Below are 22,403 nucleotides of genomic sequence, written 5' to 3'. Positions count from 1 at the left end.
GTGCCGGACCCGAGCGCCCGGCACCCCGCCCCCCTCAGCGCCGTACCGGCTCCGCCATCGCCGTCTCGGGGAGGCGGCCCGCCGGGATCCGCCAGTCGGCCGGCCCCGTGCGCAGCCGGCGCCGTACCCCGCGCACCAGCGTGCCCGCCGTGAAGGTCGCGCCGTGCACGAACCGCATCGCCGGGCCGAAGCCCGCGGCCGTGATCAGTCCGGCCAGGAACAGCCCCGGGTACGACGACTCGAACTCCAGCCCCACGTCCGGCGCGCCGTCGGCACCCGTCGCCAGCAGGGCGCGCAGCTCCGGCTGGAGCAGGCCCAGCCGCTCCCGGGTGGCCCGGAAGCCGGTCGCCGCGATGACATGCCCGGTCTCCAGCACCGTGGTGCCGGTCCGGCCCGCGGTGTCGAGCCGCAGCCCGCCCGGCACCGCACGCGCCGCCACCACCTCCCGCCCGAGCAGCACCTCGACCCGGCGCTCCACCCGCTCGCGCACCCACCAGGCGCCCGCCGGGCCGAGCGCGCCGGCCGTGATGTTCGTCCGGGTGGACTCCGGCAGCCGCCGGTACAGGCCGGGCCGCTCGGCGTAGAACCAGTTCCGCCAGCCCGGGCCGAGGCCGCTGTGCGGGGCGCGGGCCCTGCGCCACCAGGGGCGCTGCAAGGGCGGCGGCACCGTGTTCCAGCACAGCCGGTCCGCGCGGGCCAGCACTCTGACCCGGGAGCCCTGTTCGGCGAGCAGGGCGGCCGTCTCCAGGGCCGCCTGTCCGGCGCCGATCACGGTGACGTCCTGGTCGCGGAAGCGGTCCAGGGTGGCGTGGTCGCTGCTGTGCGAGACCAGTTCGGGGGGCAGCCCGCGCAGCGCGGCCGGGATCTCGGTGAACGGCAGCACGCCCACGGCCAGGGCCACCGTCCGCGCGGTCAGGGTCTGCCCGTCCTCGGTGACGGCCGCGAAGCCGTCGGGGCGGGGCGCCAGCCGGGTCACGATGCGTTCGTCGACGGCGGGCACGGCGTTGCGGGCGAACCACAGGCCGTACTCGGCGAACACCTCCAGCGGGATCGGCTCGGCGTGCCGGGCGGTCATACCGCGGAAGGCGCAGAAGACGTCCAGCCGCCAGCGGCCCTCGGGATCGGACAGGTTGGAGGCCCACGGCTCCGACTTCAGGAACATCCCGCGGGGCATGTGCTCGCGCCAGGAGGCCATGGGCCGCCCGAGGACGCGGACGTCCAGCCCGGCCGCGGCGGCGTGCGACGCGATCGACAGACCGTACGGGCCCGCGCCCACCACCAGCAGGTCGTACATCAGCAGCTGCTCGCTCTCTCGTCCTCGCGGAAGTCGTCGTGCAGGCCGTCGTGCAGGCCGTCACCGAGGTGCAGGCCGTCACCGAGGTGGAGGCCGTCGGGGAAGGCGCCGCCCGGCCGGTGGACCGGCAGCGGGGACGGGGGCAGCTGCTCCCGCCGTGCCGAGCGGGTGGGGATCCGCAGGCGCTCGGCGAGCCGGCCCGCCGCATGCCGGCCCCACAGCGTCCACAGCGCCCGGCCCGGCGCCCGGTCGTCGGCCGCGTGCCAGGCCAGTTCCCGGCCCTGCGGCGCGGGCCGCAGCGCGGCGAGCGGGGCGTAGTTCTCCACCACGAACTCCCGCCCGGGCAGCGGCAGTCCGTCCGGCAGCGGGCGGTGGGTCAGGTCCAGGTGCTGCGCGCGTACGACGTCCAGCCCGGCGCTGTCGGTGAACAGCCGGAACTGGGCACCGGGGCGCGGGTTGAAGTCGAGCAGGTGGTAGCGGCCGGTGCTGCCGCAGCGGCGGAAGTCCAGGTCGAAGATGCCCCGGTAGCCCAGCTCGGCGGTGAGCCGCTCGGCCAGCGCGGTGACCTGCGGGTTGGGGGTCCACTGGCCGACCGCGGTGAGCCCGGCACCGCGCGGCCAGGCCAGATGCTTGCGGCCGGGGCCGCCGGCCCGGACGGCGCCGGTGCGGTCGGCGTATCCGTGGAAGAACCAGTCGCGGTCCCGGCCCGGGGGAAGGAACTGCTGGAGCAGCAGCGGGCAGCCGGCCTCCGCGGAGCGCAGGAACAGCTCCCGGGCCTCGCGCGCCGAGTGCACCAGCACCGTGGAGCGCAGTCCGCCGCCGGCCGGGACCAGCCAGGGGCGGCTCCACTTGGCCACCACCGGCAGACCGAGCCGCCAGGCGGCCGCCGCCGCGTCCTCGGCGTTGTCCGGGAGCAGCGTCACCGGGTGCGGGATGCCGGCGGCGGCGCAGACCTCGGCCAGCTGGGCCTTGTCGGCCACGTGCTCGGGGAGCGCGCCGGGCTGCTGCGGCAGCAGATAGGCGGGCGCCAGCTCCTCGCGCAGCCGGCCGGCCGCGACGGCGCTCGCGTCGTCCAGCGCGATCAGCACGGCCGGCCGCGCGACCCGGGACGCCACCCGGAGCAGCGCGGCGGCGATGTCGTCGGGGGAGGCGCCGGGCGGCGGCGGGGGGTGCAGCCGGCGTACGAAACGGGATTTCGCCACGGGACTCCGGTCGGCGTCGGCGACGACATGCACCTCCACCCCGGCTCTGCCCAGCGAGCGCACGGCGCCCAGGGTGCCGTGGTGAAAGGGATTCCGGTCGATCCGCAGCAGAACTGCGGGGACGCGGATGTCCAGCAGCGACACGGGCATTCCTTCTTTCTTCTCGTTCGAGGTGTTCGGGTCACCTGAAAGCCGTAACCAGGCGCGCGGAATTCATATTGATATGACTGTGTGTCAATAACTGGGAGAGCAAGGTGCTTGAACAGTCGAGTGGAGAGAGGAGCAGGCATGGCTCCACAAGCGCGACGGGACCGCTCCCGGCGGTTGGCCGTGGCGGCGGCGTCGGTCGTCGCGTCGGTCGCCCTGGCGGCCGGTCCCGGGTTCGCGGCGACGCCCACGCCCACGGCGCCGGAACCCGGCGCGCCGCCCTTCGGTGCCTTTCTCGACTCCGGGCCGCTCGGGGTGGCCCGCATGGCCGAGCTGAGCCGCTGGCTCGGCGGGGCCGAGCTGAAGGTCGCTCACACCTACCTGCCCGGCGGCCGCTGGCAGGACATCGAGGGACCGCCCGGCTTCCTGGACGTCTGGGCGCACTGGCGGCGGGAGAAGGCCGACCGGACGCTCGTCCTCAACGTGCCCATGCAGGAGCGCAACGAGGAGAACGTGCCGGACTTCGAGGTGCGGTGGCTGCTGCGCCAGGGCGCGGCCGGCGCCTTCGACCGGCACTTCCGGGCGCTCGCCGAGCGGCTGGTGCGGCTGGACGTGCCGGACACGGTGATCGTGCTGGGCTGGGAGATGAACGGCACGACGTACACCCATCGCTGCGGTCCGGACCCGGAGAACTGGAAGAGGTACTGGAACAGGATCGTCACCACCATGCGTTCGGTGCCGGGCCAGAAATTCCGGTTCGATTTCACGCCGAGCCGGGGCCGGGACGCCGTACCGTGGACGGAGTGCTACCCCGGCGACGACACGGTCGACATCATCGGAATGGATTCCTACGACCAGCCGACCGGGGAGTCGTTCGACCGGCAGGTGAAAGAGCCGTACGGGCTCCAGCAGCACGTGGATTTCGCGAAATCCCACGGCAAGCCCATTTCCTATCCGGAATGGGGGCTCTTCCGCAACGGTGACGACGCCGAGTACATGCGCCGCATGCTCGCCTGGATGGCCGAACACCGGCCGCTGTACAACACGCTGACGGACTACTGCCCGCACGGCGTGTGGCAGTGCTCCGCCAACCCCAGGGCGTCGCAGATCTACCGGACGGCCCTGTCCGGCCGTACCGACCAGCCGGCCCCGGTCACGCCGACGGCTCCCGTCACCCCGACGGCCCCGGTCACGCCGACTCCGGTCACGCCGACCCCGCCGGTCACACCGACCCCGGTCCCGACGCCCACGCACCCGGCCAACTGCTCGCCGCTGGACCTCGGCGACTGGGTCGAGTACTGGCTCGGCGGCAAGCTCTGCATCCGCTTCGACTGGTGGTCCCGCACCCGCTAGGCCCGTCGGTCCCGTCAGTCCCGTCAGTCCCGTCGGTCCCGCTAGTCCTGCTGGCGTCGTCTCCACCGGCGCAGCACCTCCTTGCCCCGCTGCCGGGCGGCCGCGTCGCACAGCGCGGCCGTCAGCAGCGGGGAGGTGCGTCGCCGGGCCAGCAACAGCCGGCGGTTGACGACCGGTTCGGGGCGCCAGTGGTGCTTGTACGGCTCGTCGCCGCGCAGCAGGCTCAGCGTCCCGCGCCCGCCCGCCCGCTCGGCGCACGCGTCCAGCAGCATCACCGCCACGTCCGCCTTGCGCTCGCGCAGGCCCGGATGGGCGCCGTACAGATAGCCGCCGGCCAGACCGCGGGACAGCAGGGTCAGGTCGACGGCCACCACCTCGCCGTCCAGCCGGAACTCGGTGACCACCGCGTCGCCGGACCGCACCATCGGACCGACCGCACGCACCAGGTGCGCGCGGAACCGGGGCTGGAGATGCTCGGCCGTCACCTTCCGGCCCTGCCACTGCAACCGGTGCAGCTCCAGCAGCCGGCCGAGCGCCGCCTCCACCTCCTCGGGCGCCACCTCCCGCCGCTCGACCCCGAGCGCGGCCAGCTTGCGCAGCTTGGCCCGCACCCGCTGCTGCGCCTTGTTCGACGGCAGCCGGGCCACCAGCCCGTCCATCGGCAGGGCGGGCAGCTCCAGGCACAGCGAGTCGGGCACCGTACGGCGCGGCCCGCACCAGCGGTCGTAGACCCGCTCCACCGCGCCGCCCGGCCGGACCTCGCGGAAGTCGACCAGCGCGGTGCGGGCCGCGTCCGCCAGCGCCCCGGTGAGCGCGTCGGCCGCGCGCCCGTCGTCGGAGTCGTCCAGCAGCACGTCCGCGTAGTCGGAGATCGCCCCGCCGAGCGGCACCAGCGCCGGCAGCGGGCGGCGGACCAGCATCAGCGGCGCGGCGGCGACCAGCTCACCGCCCGCGCGCACCAGCACCAGCCGCAGCCGCCCGTGCCTGCCGTACGACAGCCACCACGAGTGCAGCCACGCGTGGCTCTGGAACGGGGTGGCGGCGGCGCACCGCCCGTGCAGCCGGGCCCAGTCCGCGGCCAGCGCGGCGAACCCGGCCTCCGAGGTGACGAGTTCGGCGGCCCAGGTGGTGTGCGCCGTCCCGACGGCCGTCACAGCCGGCCGTGGGCGTCGGCGGCCGCGGCCGGGCCGGGCACCGCGGCCGGACGGGCCGGCTCCTCCTCCGGACGGCGCCGCGGCCTCACCAGCAGCGCGAGCCCGCCGAGCAGTCCGCCCGCGCTCGCCCCGACCAGCCCGGTCACCGCGGGGGACGCCGAGGACGGCGCGGCCGGCGGCACCGCCCGGGAGAACTCCAGCAGCGTGACGTGCGTGTCGGCCTTGGTGGCGTTCGCCTGCCGGGCCAGCGCCCCGGCCACCGCGTTGGCCATCGTGGCGGCCCGGCCCGGGCGGGGGGAGGTGGCGGAGACGGCGACCATCGGCGCGTCCGGCGAGGTCTCGCTGCGCACGCTGTCGCGCAGGGTGCGCACCGGCACCCCGGCCCGCGCCTGGGCGTCGCCGAGCACCGCGAGCTGGGTGGCGACCCGGCCGTAGGCCTGCGCGAAGCCCTGCGCGGCGGCGGTGTCCGAGCGCTGGGTGGGTACGGCGATGAGATAGCTGGTCGCCGTGTACGCCGGGGGTTTCAGCGCCCCGTACCCGCCGCCGAGCAGACCGCCCGCGAGGACCCCGGCCGCCACCAGCGACCAGGGCGGCAGCGCGCGGGTGCGGGCGGGGCGGGCGGGGCGGGACTGCTGGGTGGGGTTCTCGGTGACGGTCATGACGGGCCGGCTTTCTGCTGGGTCGGGACTTCGTGTGCGGTACGGACTTCGGGTGCCGTACGGCTGAGCGCCGCCGCGTAGACGTCCAGGAGGCGGGCGGCGCTGCGGGTGATGCAGTAGTGGCGGGCGGCCTCGGGGGCGGTGCGCGGCCCGGGGCCCCGGGCGCGGACCCCGGCGAGCGCGTCGGCGTAGGCGCCGGGGTCGCACGGCACGCGCAGCGCGTCCGGGGCGGCGGCGGGCGGCAGGTCCTGAAGGGCCGGGCAGGAGGTGTAGCGCACCGGCAGTCCGGCGGCGAGCGCCTCCACGACCGCGAGGCCGAACGCCTCCTCCGGGGACGGGGAGGCGAGCACGTCCATGGCGGCGGTCAGCGCGGGCAGGTCCGGGCCGGGCGAGCCGTCCGGCAGGTACGGCCGTTCGCCGGTGAACAGCACCCGGTCCGCCACCCCCGCCGCCCGCGCGGCCCGGCGCAGGGCGCCCTCCTCCGGTCCGCCCCCGACCAGCAGCAGCCGGCAGTCGGCGGGGAGCCGGGCGAGGGCCTGGACCAGCACGTCGAACCGCTTGCCGGGGGCGAGCCGGCCGATGCCGCCGATCACGAACGCGTCGGCGGGCACCCCGAGCAGCTCCCGGGTGCGCAGCCGGGCCGCCGGGTCGAAGGCGAACCGCGCCAGGTCGATGCCGTTGGGCACCACCGCGATCCGCGGCCCGGGCACCCCCCAGCGGGCGAGCCGCCCGGCGACCGTGGGGGAGACGGCGACGGTGGACCGGCCGAGCCGCTCGCCCAGCAGATACAGCGCGCGCACCCCCGCGGTGAGCGGGCGTCCCTCCATCTGCGAGTCGCCCAGCGAGTGTTCGGTGGCGACGACCGCCCGGACGCCGGCCAGCCGGGCGGCGATCCGGCCGTACAGGCAGGCCCGGTAGAGATGGGTGTGGACCAGGTCGTAGCGGCCGCGCCGGATGATCCGGGCCAGCCGGGGCAGCGCGGCCAGGTCCCGGTTGCCGGCCATGCCCAGGTGCACCACCCGCACCCCGTCGGCCCTCAGACCGTCGGCCACCGGGCCGGGGTTGGTCAGCGCGACCACCTCGCACTCGACCGGCAGATGCCGCAGCAGCAGCCGCAGTTGCTGTTCCGCGCCGCCGACGCCGAGGCCCGTGATGATGTGCAGCGCCCTCATCGCAGCCCCGCGACGGGACGCCTGCGCAGCCGGTGCAGCCGGTACTTCAGGAACATCCGTACGGCGGTGTCGCGCTGGCCGACGTGCACCCGGGGCAGCACGTGCGGGCCGTTCAGCGCCCCGGGGTCGATGGCGCAGGCGTAGCCGTAGCCGGCTTCCCGGACGGCGTGCACCGCCCGCTCGTCGACCGTGCCGTACGGGTAGCAGAAACCGGTGACCGGGGCGCCGGTCAGCTTCTCCAGCAGGGCGCGGCTCTCGGCGGCCTCGGACCGCAGCAGGGTGTCGTCGGCGCGGGTCAGATCCACATGGGTGAGGCCGTGCGAGCCGATCTCCACGCCCGCGTCGGCGGCGCGCCGGATGCCGTCGGCGGTCAGCAGCGGCTTGCGCGGCCCGAGCGGGTCCCAGGCGTTGTCGCCGCCGAGCCGGCCGGGCAGCACGAACAGGGTGGCCGTGCACTGCCGACGGGTCAGCACGGGCAGCGCGTTGTCGAGGAAGTCGGCGTACCCGTCGTCGAAGGTGAGGCCCACCAGATCGCGGCCCGCGCCCCGGGCCCGCGCGGCGAGCAGCTCCGCCACCGACACCCCGCGCAGTCCGCGCTCGCGCAGCCAGCGCAGCTGCCCGTCCAGCCGGTCCGGGGTGACCGTGATGCGGTACGGGTCGTCGGAGCAGTCGCCGACCGAGTGGTACATGGCGATCCACGGGACCGGCCCGGGCGGCGGGAGCGGGGCGGGCCGGTGGCGCTGGGCCGTGTCAACGCAGGGCATGGGCGAGCCTTCGGGTGAGGGTGCGTACGGACCGGACGGGGGCGACGCCGGGCGCCCCCAGCACCCAGCCGAGCAGCACGAAGACGACGGTGACGGTGGTGCCGCCGACCATCAGGCCGGCGAGCGGGGAGCGCGGCAGGCCGGCGGTCCAGGAACCCGCCAGGGCGGCGACCACCGCCGCGCGCAGCGGCCGGCTCAGCTCCCGCAGCACGAGCCGGACACGGACGGGCACGCCGTGCGCCCGCGGCGCCTTCCGTTGCCCCGAGCCCGCCAGCAGCAGGGCGGCGGTGAGGGTGATGCCGGTGGCGTTGCCCGCGGCGATGCCGGTGACGCCCCAGCTGTCCACCGTCCAGGCGCCGATCCAGGAGGTCGCCACGATGCCCGCGGCCATGGCGCCCACCGGGTACCAGGTGGCGCGGCCCGCGGAGAACCAGGAGCGGACCAGCACACCGGTCAGCGTCTGGCCGAGCAGTCCGAGCGCGTACACCCGCATCACACCGGCGGTCGCCGCCGTGTCCGCGGCCGTGAACGCGCCCCGCTGGAACAGCAGTCCGATCAGCTGCGGCGCACAGGCCACGACCGCGGCGGCGCCGAGCAGCACCAGGCCCGCGGCGAGCACCAGATCCCGCTCCACCCGCTCGCGGGCCCCCTCGGTGTCGCCGTCGGCCAGTGCCCGGGCGACCACCGGGAAGGTGACCGTGCACAGCATCATCGACAGCGTCATCGGGATCTGGGCGACCTTCTGCGCGTAGTTCAGATGCGAGATGGCCCCGGCGGGCAGCGTGGAGGCGAGGAACCGCTCGATCAGCACCTGGGACTGCCGGCACAGCGCGAACAGCAGCACGGTCGCCAGCACCAGCACATCGATCGGCCGGCCCGCCGCGGCCGCCGCGGGCACCTGGGGAGCCGTACGGCGTCTGCCCAGCTCCCGCCAGAGCGGCGGCAGCTGGACCGCGACCATGAGGCAGCCGCCCGCCGCCACCCCGAACGCGGCCGACCGCACCCCCCACTGGCCGCCGAGGCCGTACATCGCCGTGACGATGCCGGTGTTGTAGGCGACGTAGATCGCGGCCGGGGCGAGGAAGCGGCGGTGGGCGCGCAGGGCCGCGCTGCAATACCCGGCGAGGCCGAAGCTCAGCACGCAGGTCGCGGTGAGCCGGGTGCAGTCCACCGCGAGGCCTGGGTCGTGCAGGCCCGGCGCGAGCGCCGCGACCAGCTGCGGGGCGCCCAGCGCGAGCAGCGCGCCGACGGCCGCGAAGGCCAGCGCCAGCCGGGGCAGCGTGCCCGCGACCAGCGAGCGGACCGGGTCCCCGGGGGCGCCCTGCGCACGCCGGGCCAGGGCCGCGCTGAACGCGGGGATCAGCGCGAACGCCAGCCCGTCCTCGATGAGCAGGGTGGCCGCGAACTCCGGCACGGTCCAGGCGACGAGAAACGCGTCGGTGTCCTCGCCGGCCCCGAACAGCCGGGCCAGCGACTGGTCCCGCAGCAGCCCGAGCAACGCCCCCGCGACCGAGAGACACGCGGTGACGAGGGCCGCCCTGGCGAGGAACCGCCGACTCGGCACCCGCTCCCCGCCGCCCTCCCCGGCCCCCCGCGCCCCCGGCACCACGCCCGCACCGGCCTCCGCCCGGGCACGCGCCCCGACGACCCCTTCGGCACCGGCACCGGGAAACACCTCGGGACCGGCGACCGTGTCGGTACCGGCGACCGGCTCCGGTGTGGTGCCGGGGAGCGGGCTCGTCATCGCGCTGCCGCCTCTCCCCGGGGCGGGGTGGGTAGGGGGAGGTGGTCCGCGCCGGTCAGGGACCACCAGGCGACCAGGCCGAAGCAGACCGCCGTCAGGACGGTCGAGGGGCCGCCGATGTCGGCGTACGCGAAGTCCACCAGCTGCCAGACCAGCAGGCCGGTCGCGACCAGCGCGCAGTCCAGGCCCCGGCCGCCGGCCGCGCGGGCCCGGAGCAGGCCGCGCACGGCGCACACCAGCAGGGCCAGCCAGCCGCCCGCCAGGCACACCAGCCCGATCAGGCCCTGTTCACCGAGGACGAGGAGGTACATGTTGTGCGGGGACAGCAGCGGCTGGCGGCGGAAGGCCGCGCCGGCGCCCTCCGTGTCGCTGCCGGAGGAGAGCGCGAGCGAGGCGTGTCCGTCGCGGTACGCGGGGAACGCCTTCAGACCGACCCCGGTCAGCGGGTGCTCGCGCCACATGTCCGTGGCCGCCGCCCACATCGTGTACCGGTCGGTGACCGACTGGTCGGGCGCGGCGGTGACCTGCGTGATGCTGTTGATCCGCTGCTGGAGCATCGCCGTACCCACACCGAGCCCGCCGACCAGGACCACGCCCGCGGCCACCACCGCCGCCCCGATCCGCAGCGCGCGGCGCAGCCCGGCCAGCACCAGCTGGACGGTGAGCGTCACGGCGGTGGCGATCCAGGCGCCCCGGCTGAAGGACAGCGCGAGCGGGAGGAGCAGAGCGAGGGCGCACAGGGTGGCGCCGGCGCGGGCGCGTGCCGTACTCCGGCCCAGGGCCAGGCCCACCGCGCAGACCAGCCCGAAGGAGACCACCGTCGCCATGCCCATCACATCGGTCGGCCCGAAGGTGCCGACCGCGCGGATGTCCTCGCCCTGGTAGGAGGCGCCGGTCCCGGTGACGTACTGGTGCACGCCGACCGCGCCCTGCCAGCCCGCGAGCGCCACGAACGCCCAGGCCAGCAGCCGGAAGTCGGCCCGGTCCCGGATGAGCAGCAGCACCGCGGCCGGCACCAGGACGAAGATCTGGAGGTAGCGGCCGAGGCCGGTGATCCCGTCGCCCGGGGTCAGCGCGTTCATCGCGGCGAGCGAGACACCGAGCACCGGCAGACCCAGGGCCACCGCGGCGGTACGGCCGAGAGGGCGCCGGCGCGCGCGCAGCAGCCGTACCGCGCAGCCGGCGACGACCAGCGCGGACAGCGCGTCGGCGGGGCCCGCGCCGCCCTCGCCGCCGGGGGCGGCCGGCAGCGCGAGCAGGGCGACCACGGCGACCACGGCCAGCACCGGGGAGAGCCGGGCCGGGCGGCGCGACGGCAGGGCGAGGGCCATGGGTCAGCTCCCCGTCGGGCGCACGAGCGCGGCCGCGGTGCGCAGCAGGATGCAGATGTCCTGCCACAGCGACCAGTTGTCGATGTAGGCGTTGTCGAAGCGGGCCCGGTCCTCGATGGAGGTGTCCCCGCGCAGGCCGTTGACCTGGGCGAGCCCGGTGATGCCGGTCTGCATGCGGTGGCGGGCCGCGTAGCCGGGGTAGGTCTGGCCGAACTGGGCGGCGAAGTAAGGGCGTTCGGGGCGCGGGCCGACCAGGCTCATGTCACCGCGGAAGACGTTCCACAGCTGGAGCAGCTCGTCCATCGAGGTCTTCCGCAGGAACCGGCAGAAGCCGCTCATCTGGCGCTCGCCGGCCACGCTCCACCGGGTGGCGGCCTCGTGCTCGTCGGCCGGGCGGTGGGTGCGGAACTTCAGCAGGGTGAAGGGGCGGCCGTCCTTGCCGATGCGTTCCTGCCGGAACACCACGCCCGGCCCGTCGGTGAGCCGCAGCACCACCGCGCACACCAGCAGCACCGGGCTGACCAGGACCAGCAGCGTCCCGGAGAGCACCACGTCCAGCAGCCGCTTGCCGGGGCTGGTGCGCCGCCCGGTGCCCAGGTCCAGCCGCCGTACGGCGAACCCGGCGAGCTGCTCGTGCACCTCGTACGCCGGGCAGTCCGCGTCCAGTTCCCACACCGCGCAGCCGGACTCGGCCAGCGCCCGCAGCAGCGGGCCCTGGGCGGTGCGTACGGCCGGGTCCACGGTGAGCACCACCCGCACCCCGTTCTGGATGAGCGCCCGCTCCACCTCCTCGCCGGTCTCCAGCACCGGCAACCCGCCGCCGCCGTCCGGGTGTTCGGCGACCACCCCCACGGGCCGCACCCCGCAGCGCGGGTGCCGCAGCAGCGCGGCGGACACCCGCTGCGCGGTCGCGGCGGGCCCGATCACCAGGGCGGTGCGCGGGTGCCGCAGCAGCGCCACCCGGCGCCGCCAGTGCACCAGGCCCCGGCCCGTACAGGCCGCCGCCGCGTGCACCGCCCAGCCGAGCAGCAGGGTCCGGGCGGTGAGGGCGTGCGCGGGGGCGTGCGCGGCGAGCAGGGTGGCCAGGCCCAGCCAGGCCACCGCGATCCGGCCGCACACCGCGGGCAGTTCGTCGAGGACACCGGGCACCGGGCGCGCCGTGTGCGGGCGCAGCAGCAGTGCGCCGGACACCAGGGCGGCCACCAGCAGCGGCCGGTGGGCCGCCGCGTCCAGCGCGGCCGCGCCCGCCAGCGCGGCGGCCAGGTCGGCGGCGAGCAGCGGCAGCGGTGGGACGGGCCGCGCCGGCGGGCGGCGCAGCGGGAACCGGAAGCCGCCGGCGGCACGGGCCGGCAGCACCGAGACGGGCGAGAATCCGCGGTCCCATGGCTGCGCGCCGGGGGAGGGGACGGTACTTTCCGCAGTCACGAGTGGATGGACTCCCTGCACTCGGTGGGCACGGGGTGGGCTGGTGGGCGGTGCGCCTGCGGGGCGCCGCGGCCGTCGGCGGCGCCGAGGAGTTCGCGGTACAGGTCCGCGACCCGGGCGGCGGTGTGCCGTACGTCGTGCGCGGCCAGGACGTGCCGGCGGCCCGCGGCGCCGAGTGCCGCGCCGAGCGGCGGGTCGGTCAGCAGCGCGGTGATCGCCGTGGCCAGGGCCGCGGGGTCCTCCGGGGGGACCAGGCAGTGGGGGACGAGGGCGGGCGGCAGGCTCTCCCGGGCGCCGTCGACGTCGGTGAGTACGACGGGCCGGCCGCAGCCCAGTGCCTCCAGCGGGGCGAGTGCCATGCCCTCCCAGCGGGAGGGGAGCACCACCAGATCGGCGGCCCGGTACCAGGGCAGCGGATCGGCGACGGCACCGGTGAAGTGCACGCGGGGGTGGGCGAGTTGCCGTAACGCGTCGCGGTCGGGACCGTCGCCGACCAGCACGAGCCGCGCCTGCGGCACCACGCGCCGTACGTCCTCCCAGGCGCGCAGCAGGACGTCCTGGCCCTTCTGGCGGCACAGCCGGCCCACACAGACGACGAGCGGGGCGGCACCCTCCGCGTCGTCGTCATCGTCGGCGGCACCGTCCGCGTCGCCCGGTCCGGGTGCGAAGCGGTCGGTGTCGATGCCGTTGGGGACGACCGTGTACGTCGCCCGGATGCCGGCCCTGCGGCCGGTGGCCAGCTCCGCCTCGCTGACGCAGAGCACCCGGTCGGCCCAGCGCGCCCCCCACCGCTCCCAGCGCAGCGCGAGCGCCGCGGTGAGGCCGCCGACCGCCTCGAACGACCAGGCGTGCGGCTGGAACACCGTCGGGATCCGGCCGCGCACGGCGAGCCGGGCGGCCAGACCGGCCTTGGCGCTGTGGGCGTGCAGCAGTTCGGGCCGTACCTCGTCGAGCAGACGTCCGAGCCGCCGTACCTCTCCCGGCAGGCCCGGACCGGGGGAGCGGCCGGCCCGCCACGCGCGCACCTCGGCGCCCAGGTCCCGGGCGCCCCGGGCGAGTTCGCCGCCGGGGCAGGCCACGGTGACCGGCAGGCCCGCCGCGAGCTGGGCCCCGACCAGGTCCAGTACGACCCGGGCGACACCGCCGTCGACGGGTTGCGCGAGGTGCAGGACCCGCGGCCGAGGGTCGGGTGCTGACTGGTGCATTCGCGGGATACCTCGCTCCGGGGTGCGCTCGGGGGCTGCGGTCGGGAACGCGCCTCACACCTGCGCGTCGACGGCGGCGAAGAGCACGCCGGCCCATGCCGTGTCCGCGTGGGAAACGAGCCGGAAGCCCGGCTGGTCACCACCGCGTTGCAGGGCCGGGGCGAGATCGAACATGTCGGAGTCGTAGCCGAGCGTGTTGACGTAGGCCGGAACCCGCTGCGCCGGTAGTCCGTCCGGTTCGCTGATCGTGGAGTTCAGTACGTCGTCCGGGGGATCGGCGGCATCGCCCAGTGCCCCCGGCGTACGCCGGGGGCCGGGGGAGAGGGTGAGCGAGTCGCCGGAGCTGCCCCGGTCGCCGTCGTACGCCACCAGCCCGGCGCGCCCGCTCGCCCCGGCGGGCACCCGCACCCCGCGCAGCCGGACGTCGAGCGGCTGGTCGAGCGCGTCGAAGCCGTCCCACAGGGACAGCGTGCGCAGCGGCTCCGCCGGGTTCTCGTACGCCACCACCAGCGTCCAGCCGCCCCAGGCACCGGCCGCCGATCTGCCCATGGCGGTGTTGACCTGCGCCACGGTGTACAGCCCCGAACCGCTGCCGCGGACCAGCTCGGTGACGTCCGCGGAGGCCTGGTAGGCGTCCGCGCCGTGCGCCACCTGGTGGCCCACGACCGTGTCGGCGAGCAGCTCCTTGTACGCGCCGCCCGGCTCGGCGATCAGCACCCGGCCGTCGTCGGCGGGCGGCTTCTGCTCGCCGACCCGCAGATTGCCGCCCCAGTACAGCCGGGCGTAGGTCACCCGGCCGCCCTCGGGGACGCGGACCTCGGCGCGGGAGGAGTTGTAGGTGTCGGGGTTGTCGTCGACGTCGACGTAGAACATGTCGAAGTCGGCGTTCACCCCGCCCTGTCCGGCGCGGGCCGCCGCGCAGTCGGGGGCCTCGGGGGAGCGGCAGGTGATGGTGGTGTCGGCCGCGCGGACGAACCCGCCGTGCTGGACGGCGTGGTAGCGCTCGGCGAAGCCCAGGCGGGTCGCCTCGGGCGCGGGCGGGGCGGCCGGCACGGCGGGGCGGGCGTGGGCGGGGGAGCAGAGGGCGGTCAGGGCGAGCGCGCTCGCCGTCGTACGCAGCAGCGGACCCAGGAACTTGCGCATGACCGGCGGTGCCCTTTCCCACGTACTGGAGAGGTCCGCAACTCTAGTGGCCATCCGTACCAATACGGAGAAACCGGGCAAGTGTGTCGGAATCGTGAAGGCGTTCCACCGGGCGCTTCACTCCATTGGCGGCGCAACCCCCCGGCGCGCCACGCGTTGACACAGCGCTGGGCATCCCCGCCCGGATGTTTGTTTCGATCTCAAGGAGCACCTCTCCATGTCGCGTATCGCGAAGGGCCTGGTCCTGACCTCCGCCGCCGTCGCGGCCGTCGCCGGCGGCGCCGGTGCGGCCTCCGCCGACGCCGGTGCGAACGGCGTCGCCGCCCACTCGCCGGGCGTGCTGTCGGGCAATGTCGTCCAGATCCCGATCCACGTGCCGATCAACGTCTGCGGCAACACCGTCGACATCATCGGTCTGCTGAACCCGGCGTTCGGCAACACCTGCGTCAACGACTGACGTCGGGACGCAACCCTTCGGCCGGCCGTCCGCCCTCGATCCAGCGTCGCGGGGCGGGCGGCCGGTTTTGCGCTCCCCCGGACGGATCACAGCGGGTGTTCGCGCGGTTGCGAGGTGTGATCGATGAACCGACGGTGGGCTCAGGTCCTGGTATTTCACCGAAGCCCGCCGAAAGGAACTCCCATGCGTGGTCTGCCCGCGCGGCGTCTCGCGTCCACCACCCTCTGCGCCGCGGTCCTGGTCGGTATCACCGGCCCGGCCGCCGTCGCAGCCGACTCGGCACACGAGCGCGCCCATGCTGCTTCGCGGGCGCCCGTCCCGGGAGCCGAGAAGCTGCTCGCCCAGGTCAGAGCCCTGCACCAGACCGGCTCCGTCCTCAACCCGGTTGTCGTCCTGCTGGAGCAGTCGCTGCAAAAGGGCAAGCTCCCCGCCGACCAGGCCAGAAGACTCGGCGCCGCGGCCAAGGAGGCCATCGCCGAGGCCGCGACCCGCCCGGTGGCCCAGACCGCCCCCAACCCCACGACACCGGCCGCGCCGACGACGCCCGCCACCCCGACGGCCCCCGCCACCCCCACGGCGCCCGCGACCCCGACCGCGCCCGCCACCCCCACGGTGCCCGCCACTCCGACGACCACGACCGTGCCGGCCGCGGCCACCCCCGCCGCGCCGGCCAAGCCGGCCACCCCCACCGCCCCGGCCACCCCGACGGCACCCGCGACTCCGACGGCCCCCGCCACGCCCACGGCCCCGGCGACCCCGACCGCGCCCGCGCCCGCCACCCCCACGGCCCCGGCCACTCCCACCGCGCCGGCCACGCCGACGGCCCCCGCCACCCCGACCGCGCCCGCGACCCCCGCGGCCCCGGCCGCCCACTCCCTGCCCGCAGCCGCCGCTCTCCCGCTGAGCGCGAAGACCAGCCGTGACGGGAACAAGCTGCCCTCGGCCCGTGACCTCACCGACGACGCGCTGAGCGCGCTGGAGAAGGCGGTCGACAGCCTGGTGGACGCGGTCACCTCCGACCTCGACAAGCTGGTCTCCTCCGCCACCGGCGTCGTCGACGGCCTGGTCAACCTGTTGACGACCACGCTCCTCGGCAGCGGCCTGCCCACCCCCAGCCTGGCCTCGCTGCCCTCCCTGCCCTCGGCGCCCGCGCTGCCGAGCCTGCCGGCCACCGGCTGATCCGGGCCGGCCTCCCCCCCCCGCCCCCTCGGCCGTCGTGCCGTGGCCGCCCCGGCCGCGGTGCGACGGCCGAGGGGTTTTCCGGCGCGGCGCGTGCGTGTTGCCCGGTATTTTCCCGGAAAACCGCTTTTCGCGGATCTCATATGTCTTCTGCACGCGGGGTTTCCGGCCCGGCCGGGACTCGTTAGGCACGGCGTCAGAATCCCCAGGGGTGACGTGAGTTGCCGAAGAAAGGAACACGATGAAGTCCCTGAAGGCTGCCGCCGTCGTTGCCGGTTCCCTGGCCCTCGCCGGTGCCGCCGCGCCCGCGTTCGCCTACAACGCCGCCGACGTGACGCCCACCAGCCTCAACGGCGCCGTCAACCAGCTCACCAAGGGTCCCCTCACGCTGCACGACGCGATGCCGATCCAGCACCAGTCGGACGCGCTCGACAGCGAGAACAAGGACTCCGTGCTCCACACGGTCAAGGGCGCCACCGGCGCGCTGAACCAGCACAACCCCCTGCTCGGCGGCCTGCCCCTGCAGAGCTGACGCCGTTCCCGCGCGCCGGGCCGGTACCGCACCCGCGGCACCGGCCCCCGGTGTTTTGGGGGTCTTTCCCTCGTTCGTGTGGAGCGGCCGCCGGCACTGGTCCGGAAGGGTGAGAAGCCGCCCGGGGGCGCCCGGAGGCGTCGATAGGGTCGCGCGGTGACCTCATCCTCAACCGAAACCCGTCCCGCCGACCTCGGCACGCTGGTCGTCCTGGCCTGGAGCGGCGAGGCCCCCGACGGCTCCGACATGCCCTATCTGCTGGCCTACTCCCTCGGGGACGCCGAGGGTGGCCCGGAGGCGACGGCGGCAGCGGTCGAGCAGCTGCTGACCGGCAACGGACTGCCGGTCGGCGGCGAACTCGTCGACGGCGCCAGCCGGCCCAGCCTCCCCGTCAGCCTGCTGGTCGAGGCGGGCCAGGCCGTGGTCCGCATGCCGCAGCTGGTCGCCCAGGCCGACGCGCCGCCGGAGTGGCTCGCCGCCGTCGCCGAACGCGGCTACGCCTACCTCGTCTTCACCACCCGGGCCTGGCCCGAGGGACGGCCCGGACAGCCCGTCGAGGCGGCCGACCTGGCCGCGTTCGCCGGCGCCGAGGAGACCCTGAACGCCGCCGCGCACATCGTCCTGCCCGCCACCAGCCTGCGCGGCTGATGCCCAAGGCCCTGGCCGGCGGCCGGGGGTTCGGTGTGCTGCTGGTGCTCACCGGCGCCGCCGGACTGCTCGCCTCCTGGGTCATCACCCTCGACAAGTTCAAGCTGCTGGAGAACCCGGGGTTCGTGCCCGGGTGCAGCCTGAACCCGGTGGTGTCCTGCGGCAGCGTGATGAAGAGCCACCAGGCCCAGGTCTTCGGGTTCCCCAACCCGATGCTGGGCCTGGTGGCCTACGGCATCGTCGTCTGCGTCGGGGTGAGCCTGCTGGCCGACGCCCGCTTCCCCGGCTGGTACTGGCTGCTGTTCGAGGCCGGCAGCGCGTTCGGCATCGGCTTCGTCTCCTGGCTCCAGTTCCAGTCGCTGTACCGGATCGACGCGCTGTGCCTGTGGTGCTGCCTGGCCTGGGTCGCCACCATCCTGATCTTCTGGTACGCCACCGCGCTGGTCGTCCGCCACGGCTATCTGCCCGCCCCCGCCTGGCTCAGGACCTTCTTCGCCGAATTCACCTGGGTGCCGCCGCTGCTGCACATCGGCGTGGTCGGCATGCTGATCCTGACCCGCTGGTGGGACTTCTGGACGAGCTGACTATTACGGCACTCGGGGGAATTGCGGACGGATGCCGTTTTCCCGCTCGGACGGCGCCAGTTACGCGGTACGGACGTCGAACCCCCACACCCCGGAAGGGACCGTAGCTGACATGAAGCCGACCACCCGAGGAACCCTTGCCGCAGTCGTCACGGGAGTCGCGGCCGCGGTGGGTGCCGCAGCCACGCCCGCCGCAGCGGTCGGCACGGTCCCCGTTCCGGTGCCGCTGGAGGGCGTGTCGCAGTCGCTGGGCATGGAAGTGCCCAAGGCCTCCCTGGAGCTGCCGCTGATCATGCCGGAGGCACCCGACGGGCCGCGCTATGTCACCGGCCGCCTGGTGCCCGACCGGACCCTGCCCCAGGTGCCGGTCAGCGGCGCGCTGCCCGGCGTCGACCTGCGGGCCCCGCTGCCCCGGCTGCTCGGCGACCGGTTCGACCACGTCGCCCTGAACGCCCCCGCCAACGACCTGCACACCCTCGCCCCCGGTCTGAGCGCGGACCTCCCCCTCACCGCGCCCAACCCCGACAACTTCGGCCTTCCGGACCTCAAGCTGCCCCAGCTCGGCGTCCTCGCCCCGGTCGTCCGGACCGTCGCCGGCGGCGACCTGGGCACCGGCCCGGGCCTGTAGAGCCGCTCCGGAATAGGACCCCGGCCAGGCGGTGATGCGCCGGATGGCCCCCCGGCGGTGACCCCGCCCGCCCTCGACCGGTTAGCCGGTACGGACAGCAGAACCCGGACGAGGAGCGAGCGATGGTCGTCGGTGTCGGTGCAATGGCGGTGGGGACGGAGCAGCAGACCAGAACGGGGGCGGCCAGACCGTCCCGGCGGGAGGCGGCCCGGGGCCTGCTGGCCTCGGCCGCCGCGCTCGCCCTGGCCCCGCTGGTGGCCGCCTCCCGCCCGCTGCCGCCGGCCCCCGGCCCCGGCAGCACCTCCTTCGACGAGACCTACCGGGGCCGTCGCATCCAGGGCGTGGCGGTGCCGGTCGCCGGGCGGAAGACCGCCGACGGCGACTGGCGGATCACCATCGACGGCCACCCGCTGCACCTGATGCGGCGGGCCGACGGCACCTGGCTGAGCATGCTCGACCACTACACGTCGTACGCCACCCCGCTGGAGGCGACCCGCGCCGCCGTCGACGAGATCGGCCCCGGCCGGCACCTGCGCGACCTCGCACCGGGGCCGATGGACCATGCGCACATGGGGGGCTCCGATGGCGTACGTGCGTAAGGACGTCAGCACGCTCACCCCGAGCGAGCGACGGCGGTTCGTGAACGCGCTGCTGGAACTCAAACGGCGCGGCGAGTACGACGAGTTCGTGCGCATGCACATCGACCACTTCAACCCCGACGGCGAGACCGGTCTGCGCACCGCGCACATGGCCCCCTCCTTCCTGCCCTGGCACCGCCGGTTCGTGCTGGAGCTGGAACGGGCCCTGCGCCGCGTCGACTCGTCGGTGACGGTGCCGTACTGGGACTGGACCCGGGACCGTACGAAGACCTCCGTGCCGTGGACGAAGGACCTGCTCGGCGGCACCGGGCGGCGCTCCGACCGGCAGGTGACGACCGGCCCGTTCGCCTACTCGGCGGGCCACTGGACCCTCAAGGTGGGCGTCACCGACGGCAGGTTCCTCACCCGGGACCTGGGCCGCGCCGCCGCACCGCTGGAGCTGCCCACCCGGAGCGATCTCCAGTGGGCGCTGGACGAGACCGTGTACGACGCCTGGCCCTGGGACTCGACCGCCGGCCGGGGCTTTCGCAACCGGCTGGAGGGCTGGGGGACGGGCACCGGCAACGCCTCCTGGCACAACCACAACCGGGTGCACCGCTGGGTCGGCGGTGCGATGGTGGGCGCCGCCTCCGTCAACGACCCGGTGTTCTGGCTGCACCACGCCTTCATCGACCTCCAGTGGCAGCGCTGGCAGCACGCCCACCGCAACCACCGCTACCTGCCGGCCGAGCCGCCCGGCCTCGCGGACGACCAGCACGCCCGGGTCGTCGCCCGGCACCAGAAGCTGCCGCCGTGGGACGAGACGCCCGACCAGCTGGAGGACATGAGCGGGATCTACCGCTACGCGTGACGGGCCCGCACACACCGGAGCCCCGGCGCTCGGAGTGCCGGGGCTCTGCTGTGTGCGCGGGAACGGATCAGTTGCCGTAGCCGTTGTCGCCGTAGTGGCCCGGGCCGGGCTGGCCGGGGGTGCCGCTCTTGTGGACGCCGTTGACGCAGGTGTTGCCGAACGCCGGGTTCAGCAGGCCGATGATGTCGACGGTGTTCCCGCACAGGTTGACGGGGATGTCGACCGGCACCTGGAGCACATTGCCGGACACCACGCCGGGCGAGCCGACGGCAGCACCCTGGGCGCCTGCGTCGGCCAGGGCCAGGCCGGCCCCGCTGATCACCACGGCGCCGGTACCGAGGGCGACGGCGGCCGCCTTCGCGATGCGAGACATCACGTTCTCCTTCTGTCCGCTCTGAAGAGCTCGTTGCTCGGAAAAGTGCGGCGGCAAAGCCAGCCGCTGCACTTCCCGTTCAACGTCGCTGCGCGAAGGCGGTCACGGTGAGCGGCCGGGGATCACCCTTTCATCGCCGCGCCGCCCGGGCGTCAGCCAGCGGCGAGCCGGGCGGCGCCTCCGACATGGACGCCGGGGCGCCCGGGGTCCGGGCAGGAGGCGGTGACGGTGGCGGGGCTGCCGAGCGCGTCGCCCATGTCGACGGCGATCTCGGTGACGCCCCGGGTGGCCAGGTGCGCGGCGAGGCACGCCGTGCTGTTGGCGTTGGCGATGTCCTCCGGCACGCCGATGGACGGCGCGAACATGCGGGCGGCGAGGGAGCCCCGGTCGGAGGGCGGTGAGTAGACGTAGGCGCCGAGCAGGCCGAACCGGTCGCAGGCGGCGCGCAGCCGGTCCTGGTCCGGGGCCAGCGCGGCGAGCGCGGCGCGGTCGGCGACGGGCACCAGGATCCGCTCCCGGCCCACCCCGGCCACCCGCAGGTCCGGCCCGGCCGCGTCCGGTCCCAGACCCAGCGCGGGCAGCACCGAGGAGCGCTCGGCGCCGGTCGCCTCGCGCAGCTCGACCGGACCGGCCGGGAAGGCGGCCGTGAGCCGGTCCCCGTGCCGTTCGGCGCGGCCGTCGAAGACGCGCCGGGCGGTGTGCAGGGTGACCCGGTACGGCTCCCCGTCCCCGGTGCCGGCCCGCGCGGCGAGGAACGCCAGCGCGGCGACCGTGCCGTGCCCGCAGGCGGGAAGTTCCTCCTCCGCGGTGAAGAAGCGCAGGTCCGCCTCCGGGGCTCCGGGCCGGACACGCACGTACACGGCGTGCGAGGTGCCGTACTCGGCGGCGACGCGACGGCGCTCGGTGTCGCTCAGCGGCCGCTCCTCCAGCACCACCGCGGTGGGGCTGCCGCCCGTGCCGTCGCGCAGGCAGGCGTGGACGAGGGTCACGGGCGGCGTGCTCATCGGCGGTGCCCCGGACGGGCGTCGGTCACTTGCTGTCCTCCAACGTGGCGTACCCCGTGACAGCGGCCTTGTCGGACGTGTGGGCGCCCTCCTGGAGCTGGAAGAGGGAGCCGAAGGGGCGCTCGGCCAGCGGCAGCCGCCAGGCCCCGGCCTCCACCCGCGCGGTGTGGGACAGGCTACCGCGCAGCAGGGTCACCCCGGGCTCGTTGTGCGCCGCGTGCGGGCCGAAGTAGATGGGGTAGGCGTCGGCGGCGCGGTAGGCCGGCAGGAAGGCCCGGCGGTAGCGGTCCGAGAGGTTCTGCGCGGAGTAGTGCAGCAGCAGGCAGTGGATGAAGACCACGCTGCCCGCCGGCGCCTCGATCGGCACGGCCAGCGCCGGGTCGGGGGCGGCGTCGCCGCTCACCTTGCCGCGGAACCAGCCGTCGACGTAGTGGTCGGCCATGCCCTGCCGGTGCGAGCCGGGGATGGCGCGCAGGCAGGAGTTCTCGACGGTGGTGTCGTCCAGGTAGATCAGCGCCGTCACCAGGTCGGTGTTGGTGTGCGGGTAGTAGGCGAAGTCCTGGTGCCAGTCCACCTCGCTGCCGACCTGCGGCGCCTTGAGGTGCAGCTTGCTGTAGTGGAACAGGATGTCGGGGCCGATGAGCTGCTCGACGGCGTCGAGCAGCTTCGGGGCGGCCGCCGCCCGTTCGAACGCGGCGTGCTGCTTGGTGGGCGACCAGATCCGCCGGGCCATGCCGCGGTCCCCGGGCTCCACTTCGGCGACCGACCCGATGTCGGGGACACTCAGGATCTCGGTGATGGCGTTGTTCAGCTCGGCGACCTCGTCGGGGTCGAAGAGGCGCTCGGCCACGGCGAAGCCCTGCTCGCGATAGTCCTTCGCGAGCGCGGCCGGGTCGTATCCGGACATCGGTGGCGGTTCCTTCCAGAGGGGCTCGGTTGGTGGGTGTGCTCGGCCG

At 75.2% G+C, this 22,403-nt stretch carries 23 protein-coding genes; 9 read left to right on the top strand and 14 right to left on the bottom strand.

Going from position 1 to position 22,403, the window contains the following annotated elements:
• Positions 1 to 34 precede the first annotated feature (34 nt).
• Together ACZ5CZ_RS04915 and ACZ5CZ_RS04910 are read right to left on the bottom strand one after the other, a co-directional pair.
• Positions 35 to 1,294, bottom strand: a complete 1,260-nt coding sequence (locus ACZ5CZ_RS04915) for an FAD-dependent oxidoreductase (RefSeq protein WP_385847534.1) — start codon at positions 1,292 to 1,294, stop codon at positions 35 to 37.
• Positions 1,294 to 2,640 (bottom strand): carboxylate--amine ligase, encoded by a 1,347-nt coding sequence (locus ACZ5CZ_RS04910; RefSeq protein ID WP_468939229.1) that lies wholly within the window; start codon positions 2,638 to 2,640, stop codon positions 1,294 to 1,296. The genes ACZ5CZ_RS04915 and ACZ5CZ_RS04910 overlap by 1 nt, the downstream gene beginning before the upstream one ends.
• 144 nt (positions 2,641 to 2,784) lie before the next feature.
• On the opposite strand from ACZ5CZ_RS04910, the gene ACZ5CZ_RS04905 reads away from it, so the two are divergent.
• On the top strand, positions 2,785 to 3,996 hold the full coding sequence (locus tag ACZ5CZ_RS04905; protein WP_468939226.1) for a glycoside hydrolase family 26 protein: 1,212 nt from the start codon (positions 2,785 to 2,787) through the stop codon (positions 3,994 to 3,996).
• Positions 3,997 to 4,037: 41 nt separating this feature from the next.
• Here the strand turns inward: ACZ5CZ_RS04905 and ACZ5CZ_RS04900 are convergent, their stop codons facing one another.
• From ACZ5CZ_RS04900 to ACZ5CZ_RS04860, 9 genes are all read right to left on the bottom strand, one after another.
• On the bottom strand, positions 4,038 to 5,150 hold the full coding sequence (locus tag ACZ5CZ_RS04900) for a GNAT family N-acetyltransferase (protein WP_385847530.1): 1,113 nt from the start codon (positions 5,148 to 5,150) through the stop codon (positions 4,038 to 4,040).
• Positions 5,147 to 5,809, bottom strand: coding sequence for a YveK family protein (locus ACZ5CZ_RS04895; RefSeq protein ID WP_468939222.1), 663 nt, complete (start codon positions 5,807 to 5,809; stop codon positions 5,147 to 5,149). The genes ACZ5CZ_RS04900 and ACZ5CZ_RS04895 overlap by 4 nt, the downstream gene beginning before the upstream one ends.
• Complete coding sequence (locus tag ACZ5CZ_RS04890) at positions 5,806 to 6,981, bottom strand: glycosyltransferase (protein ID WP_468939220.1); 1,176 nt, start codon at positions 6,979 to 6,981, stop codon at positions 5,806 to 5,808. The genes ACZ5CZ_RS04895 and ACZ5CZ_RS04890 overlap by 4 nt, the downstream gene beginning before the upstream one ends.
• A complete protein-coding gene (locus ACZ5CZ_RS04885; protein ID WP_385847543.1) occupies positions 6,978 to 7,670 on the bottom strand; it encodes a polysaccharide deacetylase family protein in 693 nt (230 codons plus the stop codon). Before ACZ5CZ_RS04885 ends, ACZ5CZ_RS04890 begins: the two co-directional genes overlap by 4 nt.
• A gap of 61 nt (positions 7,671 to 7,731) precedes the next feature.
• Positions 7,732 to 9,489 carry a murein biosynthesis integral membrane protein MurJ gene (murJ, locus tag ACZ5CZ_RS04880; protein WP_468939218.1) on the bottom strand — a complete coding sequence of 586 codons (1,758 nt, stop codon included), beginning with the start codon at positions 9,487 to 9,489 and terminating at the stop codon, positions 7,732 to 7,734.
• Positions 9,486 to 10,820 carry an O-antigen ligase family protein gene (locus ACZ5CZ_RS04875; protein ID WP_468939215.1) on the bottom strand — a complete coding sequence of 445 codons (1,335 nt, stop codon included), beginning with the start codon at positions 10,818 to 10,820 and terminating at the stop codon, positions 9,486 to 9,488. Before ACZ5CZ_RS04875 ends, murJ begins: the two co-directional genes overlap by 4 nt.
• 3 nt (positions 10,821 to 10,823) lie before the next feature.
• Positions 10,824 to 12,245, bottom strand: coding sequence for an exopolysaccharide biosynthesis polyprenyl glycosylphosphotransferase (locus ACZ5CZ_RS04870; protein WP_468939210.1), 1,422 nt, complete (start codon positions 12,243 to 12,245; stop codon positions 10,824 to 10,826).
• Positions 12,242 to 13,450, bottom strand: a complete 1,209-nt coding sequence (locus tag ACZ5CZ_RS04865) for a glycosyltransferase (protein WP_468939208.1) — start codon at positions 13,448 to 13,450, stop codon at positions 12,242 to 12,244. The genes ACZ5CZ_RS04870 and ACZ5CZ_RS04865 overlap by 4 nt, the downstream gene beginning before the upstream one ends.
• A gap of 54 nt (positions 13,451 to 13,504) precedes the next feature.
• Positions 13,505 to 14,593, bottom strand: coding sequence for a DUF3344 domain-containing protein (locus tag ACZ5CZ_RS04860; protein WP_468939205.1), 1,089 nt, complete (start codon positions 14,591 to 14,593; stop codon positions 13,505 to 13,507).
• 217 nt (positions 14,594 to 14,810) lie between these two features.
• Here ACZ5CZ_RS04860 and ACZ5CZ_RS04855 point away from each other — a divergent pair, with 217 nt between their 5' ends.
• From ACZ5CZ_RS04855 to ACZ5CZ_RS04820, 8 genes are all read left to right on the top strand, one after another.
• The gene (locus ACZ5CZ_RS04855; RefSeq protein ID WP_385847521.1) at positions 14,811 to 15,050 is read left to right on the top strand and encodes a chaplin; all 240 of its coding nucleotides are present in this window, start codon (positions 14,811 to 14,813) and stop codon (positions 15,048 to 15,050) included.
• A 183-nt stretch (positions 15,051 to 15,233) separates the two neighbouring features.
• Positions 15,234 to 16,229, top strand: coding sequence for a hypothetical protein (locus tag ACZ5CZ_RS04850; protein ID WP_468939201.1), 996 nt, complete (start codon positions 15,234 to 15,236; stop codon positions 16,227 to 16,229).
• A gap of 241 nt (positions 16,230 to 16,470) precedes the next feature.
• Complete coding sequence (locus ACZ5CZ_RS04845; RefSeq protein WP_385847519.1) at positions 16,471 to 16,761, top strand: hypothetical protein; 291 nt, start codon at positions 16,471 to 16,473, stop codon at positions 16,759 to 16,761.
• A 156-nt stretch (positions 16,762 to 16,917) separates the two neighbouring features.
• On the top strand, positions 16,918 to 17,409 hold the full coding sequence (locus ACZ5CZ_RS04840) for a DUF5949 family protein (protein ID WP_468939197.1): 492 nt from the start codon (positions 16,918 to 16,920) through the stop codon (positions 17,407 to 17,409).
• The gene (locus tag ACZ5CZ_RS04835) at positions 17,409 to 17,993 is read left to right on the top strand and encodes a vitamin K epoxide reductase family protein (protein WP_385847517.1); all 585 of its coding nucleotides are present in this window, start codon (positions 17,409 to 17,411) and stop codon (positions 17,991 to 17,993) included. The genes ACZ5CZ_RS04840 and ACZ5CZ_RS04835 overlap by 1 nt, the downstream gene beginning before the upstream one ends.
• Positions 17,994 to 18,105: 112 nt before the next feature.
• Positions 18,106 to 18,621: a hypothetical protein gene (locus ACZ5CZ_RS04830; RefSeq protein WP_385847516.1), complete on the top strand. Its 516-nt coding sequence runs from the start codon at positions 18,106 to 18,108 to the stop codon at positions 18,619 to 18,621.
• Positions 18,622 to 18,743: 122 nt separating this feature from the next.
• Positions 18,744 to 19,220, top strand: coding sequence for a tyrosinase family oxidase copper chaperone (locus ACZ5CZ_RS04825; RefSeq protein ID WP_468939192.1), 477 nt, complete (start codon positions 18,744 to 18,746; stop codon positions 19,218 to 19,220).
• Positions 19,204 to 20,070 (top strand): tyrosinase family protein, encoded by an 867-nt coding sequence (locus ACZ5CZ_RS04820; protein WP_468939190.1) that lies wholly within the window; start codon positions 19,204 to 19,206, stop codon positions 20,068 to 20,070. The genes ACZ5CZ_RS04825 and ACZ5CZ_RS04820 overlap by 17 nt, the downstream gene beginning before the upstream one ends.
• Before the next feature lie 67 nt (positions 20,071 to 20,137).
• Here the strand turns inward: ACZ5CZ_RS04820 and ACZ5CZ_RS04815 are convergent, their stop codons facing one another.
• The 3 genes from ACZ5CZ_RS04815 to ACZ5CZ_RS04805 form a co-directional block, all read right to left on the bottom strand.
• Positions 20,138 to 20,443 carry a chaplin gene (locus ACZ5CZ_RS04815; RefSeq protein ID WP_385847513.1) on the bottom strand — a complete coding sequence of 102 codons (306 nt, stop codon included), beginning with the start codon at positions 20,441 to 20,443 and terminating at the stop codon, positions 20,138 to 20,140.
• A 152-nt stretch (positions 20,444 to 20,595) separates the two neighbouring features.
• Positions 20,596 to 21,447, bottom strand: a complete 852-nt coding sequence (locus ACZ5CZ_RS04810; protein WP_385847512.1) for a PhzF family phenazine biosynthesis protein — start codon at positions 21,445 to 21,447, stop codon at positions 20,596 to 20,598.
• Between the two features lie 25 nt (positions 21,448 to 21,472).
• Positions 21,473 to 22,354, bottom strand: a complete 882-nt coding sequence (locus ACZ5CZ_RS04805) for a phytanoyl-CoA dioxygenase family protein (RefSeq protein WP_385847511.1) — start codon at positions 22,352 to 22,354, stop codon at positions 21,473 to 21,475.
• Positions 22,355 to 22,403 lie beyond the last annotated feature (49 nt).

This window comes from Streptomyces sp. NPDC031418, from assembly GCF_055581605.1.
This window is presented reverse-complemented; position numbering and strand designations above follow the sequence as displayed.

Excerpts from the sequence above, each read along its gene's own strand:
- ACZ5CZ_RS04885 (WP_385847543.1), bottom strand. The coding sequence starts at position 7,670 with ATGTACCACTCGGTCGGCGACTGCTCCGACGACCCGTACCGCATCACG.
- ACZ5CZ_RS04895 (WP_468939222.1), bottom strand. The coding sequence starts at position 5,809 with ATGACCGTCACCGAGAACCCCACCCAGCAGTCCCGCCCCGCCCGCCCC.
- ACZ5CZ_RS04855 (WP_385847521.1), top strand. The coding sequence starts at position 14,811 with ATGTCGCGTATCGCGAAGGGCCTGGTCCTGACCTCCGCCGCCGTCGCG.
- ACZ5CZ_RS04835 (WP_385847517.1), top strand. The coding sequence starts at position 17,409 with ATGCCCAAGGCCCTGGCCGGCGGCCGGGGGTTCGGTGTGCTGCTGGTG.
- ACZ5CZ_RS04890 (WP_468939220.1), bottom strand. The coding sequence starts at position 6,981 with ATGAGGGCGCTGCACATCATCACGGGCCTCGGCGTCGGCGGCGCGGAA.
- ACZ5CZ_RS04850 (WP_468939201.1), top strand. The coding sequence starts at position 15,234 with ATGCGTGGTCTGCCCGCGCGGCGTCTCGCGTCCACCACCCTCTGCGCC.
- ACZ5CZ_RS04845 (WP_385847519.1), top strand. The coding sequence starts at position 16,471 with ATGAAGTCCCTGAAGGCTGCCGCCGTCGTTGCCGGTTCCCTGGCCCTC.
- ACZ5CZ_RS04810 (WP_385847512.1), bottom strand. The coding sequence starts at position 21,447 with ATGAGCACGCCGCCCGTGACCCTCGTCCACGCCTGCCTGCGCGACGGC.
- ACZ5CZ_RS04860 (WP_468939205.1), bottom strand. The coding sequence starts at position 14,593 with ATGCGCAAGTTCCTGGGTCCGCTGCTGCGTACGACGGCGAGCGCGCTC.
- murJ (WP_468939218.1), bottom strand. The coding sequence starts at position 9,489 with ATGACGAGCCCGCTCCCCGGCACCACACCGGAGCCGGTCGCCGGTACC.
- ACZ5CZ_RS04915 (WP_385847534.1), bottom strand. The coding sequence starts at position 1,294 with ATGTACGACCTGCTGGTGGTGGGCGCGGGCCCGTACGGTCTGTCGATC.
- ACZ5CZ_RS04805 (WP_385847511.1), bottom strand. The coding sequence starts at position 22,354 with ATGTCCGGATACGACCCGGCCGCGCTCGCGAAGGACTATCGCGAGCAG.
- ACZ5CZ_RS04865 (WP_468939208.1), bottom strand. The coding sequence starts at position 13,450 with ATGCACCAGTCAGCACCCGACCCTCGGCCGCGGGTCCTGCACCTCGCG.
- ACZ5CZ_RS04830 (WP_385847516.1), top strand. The coding sequence starts at position 18,106 with ATGAAGCCGACCACCCGAGGAACCCTTGCCGCAGTCGTCACGGGAGTC.
- ACZ5CZ_RS04825 (WP_468939192.1), top strand. The coding sequence starts at position 18,744 with ATGGTCGTCGGTGTCGGTGCAATGGCGGTGGGGACGGAGCAGCAGACC.
- ACZ5CZ_RS04815 (WP_385847513.1), bottom strand. The coding sequence starts at position 20,443 with ATGTCTCGCATCGCGAAGGCGGCCGCCGTCGCCCTCGGTACCGGCGCC.
- ACZ5CZ_RS04820 (WP_468939190.1), top strand. The coding sequence starts at position 19,204 with ATGGCGTACGTGCGTAAGGACGTCAGCACGCTCACCCCGAGCGAGCGA.
- ACZ5CZ_RS04905 (WP_468939226.1), top strand. The coding sequence starts at position 2,785 with ATGGCTCCACAAGCGCGACGGGACCGCTCCCGGCGGTTGGCCGTGGCG.
- ACZ5CZ_RS04875 (WP_468939215.1), bottom strand. The coding sequence starts at position 10,820 with ATGGCCCTCGCCCTGCCGTCGCGCCGCCCGGCCCGGCTCTCCCCGGTG.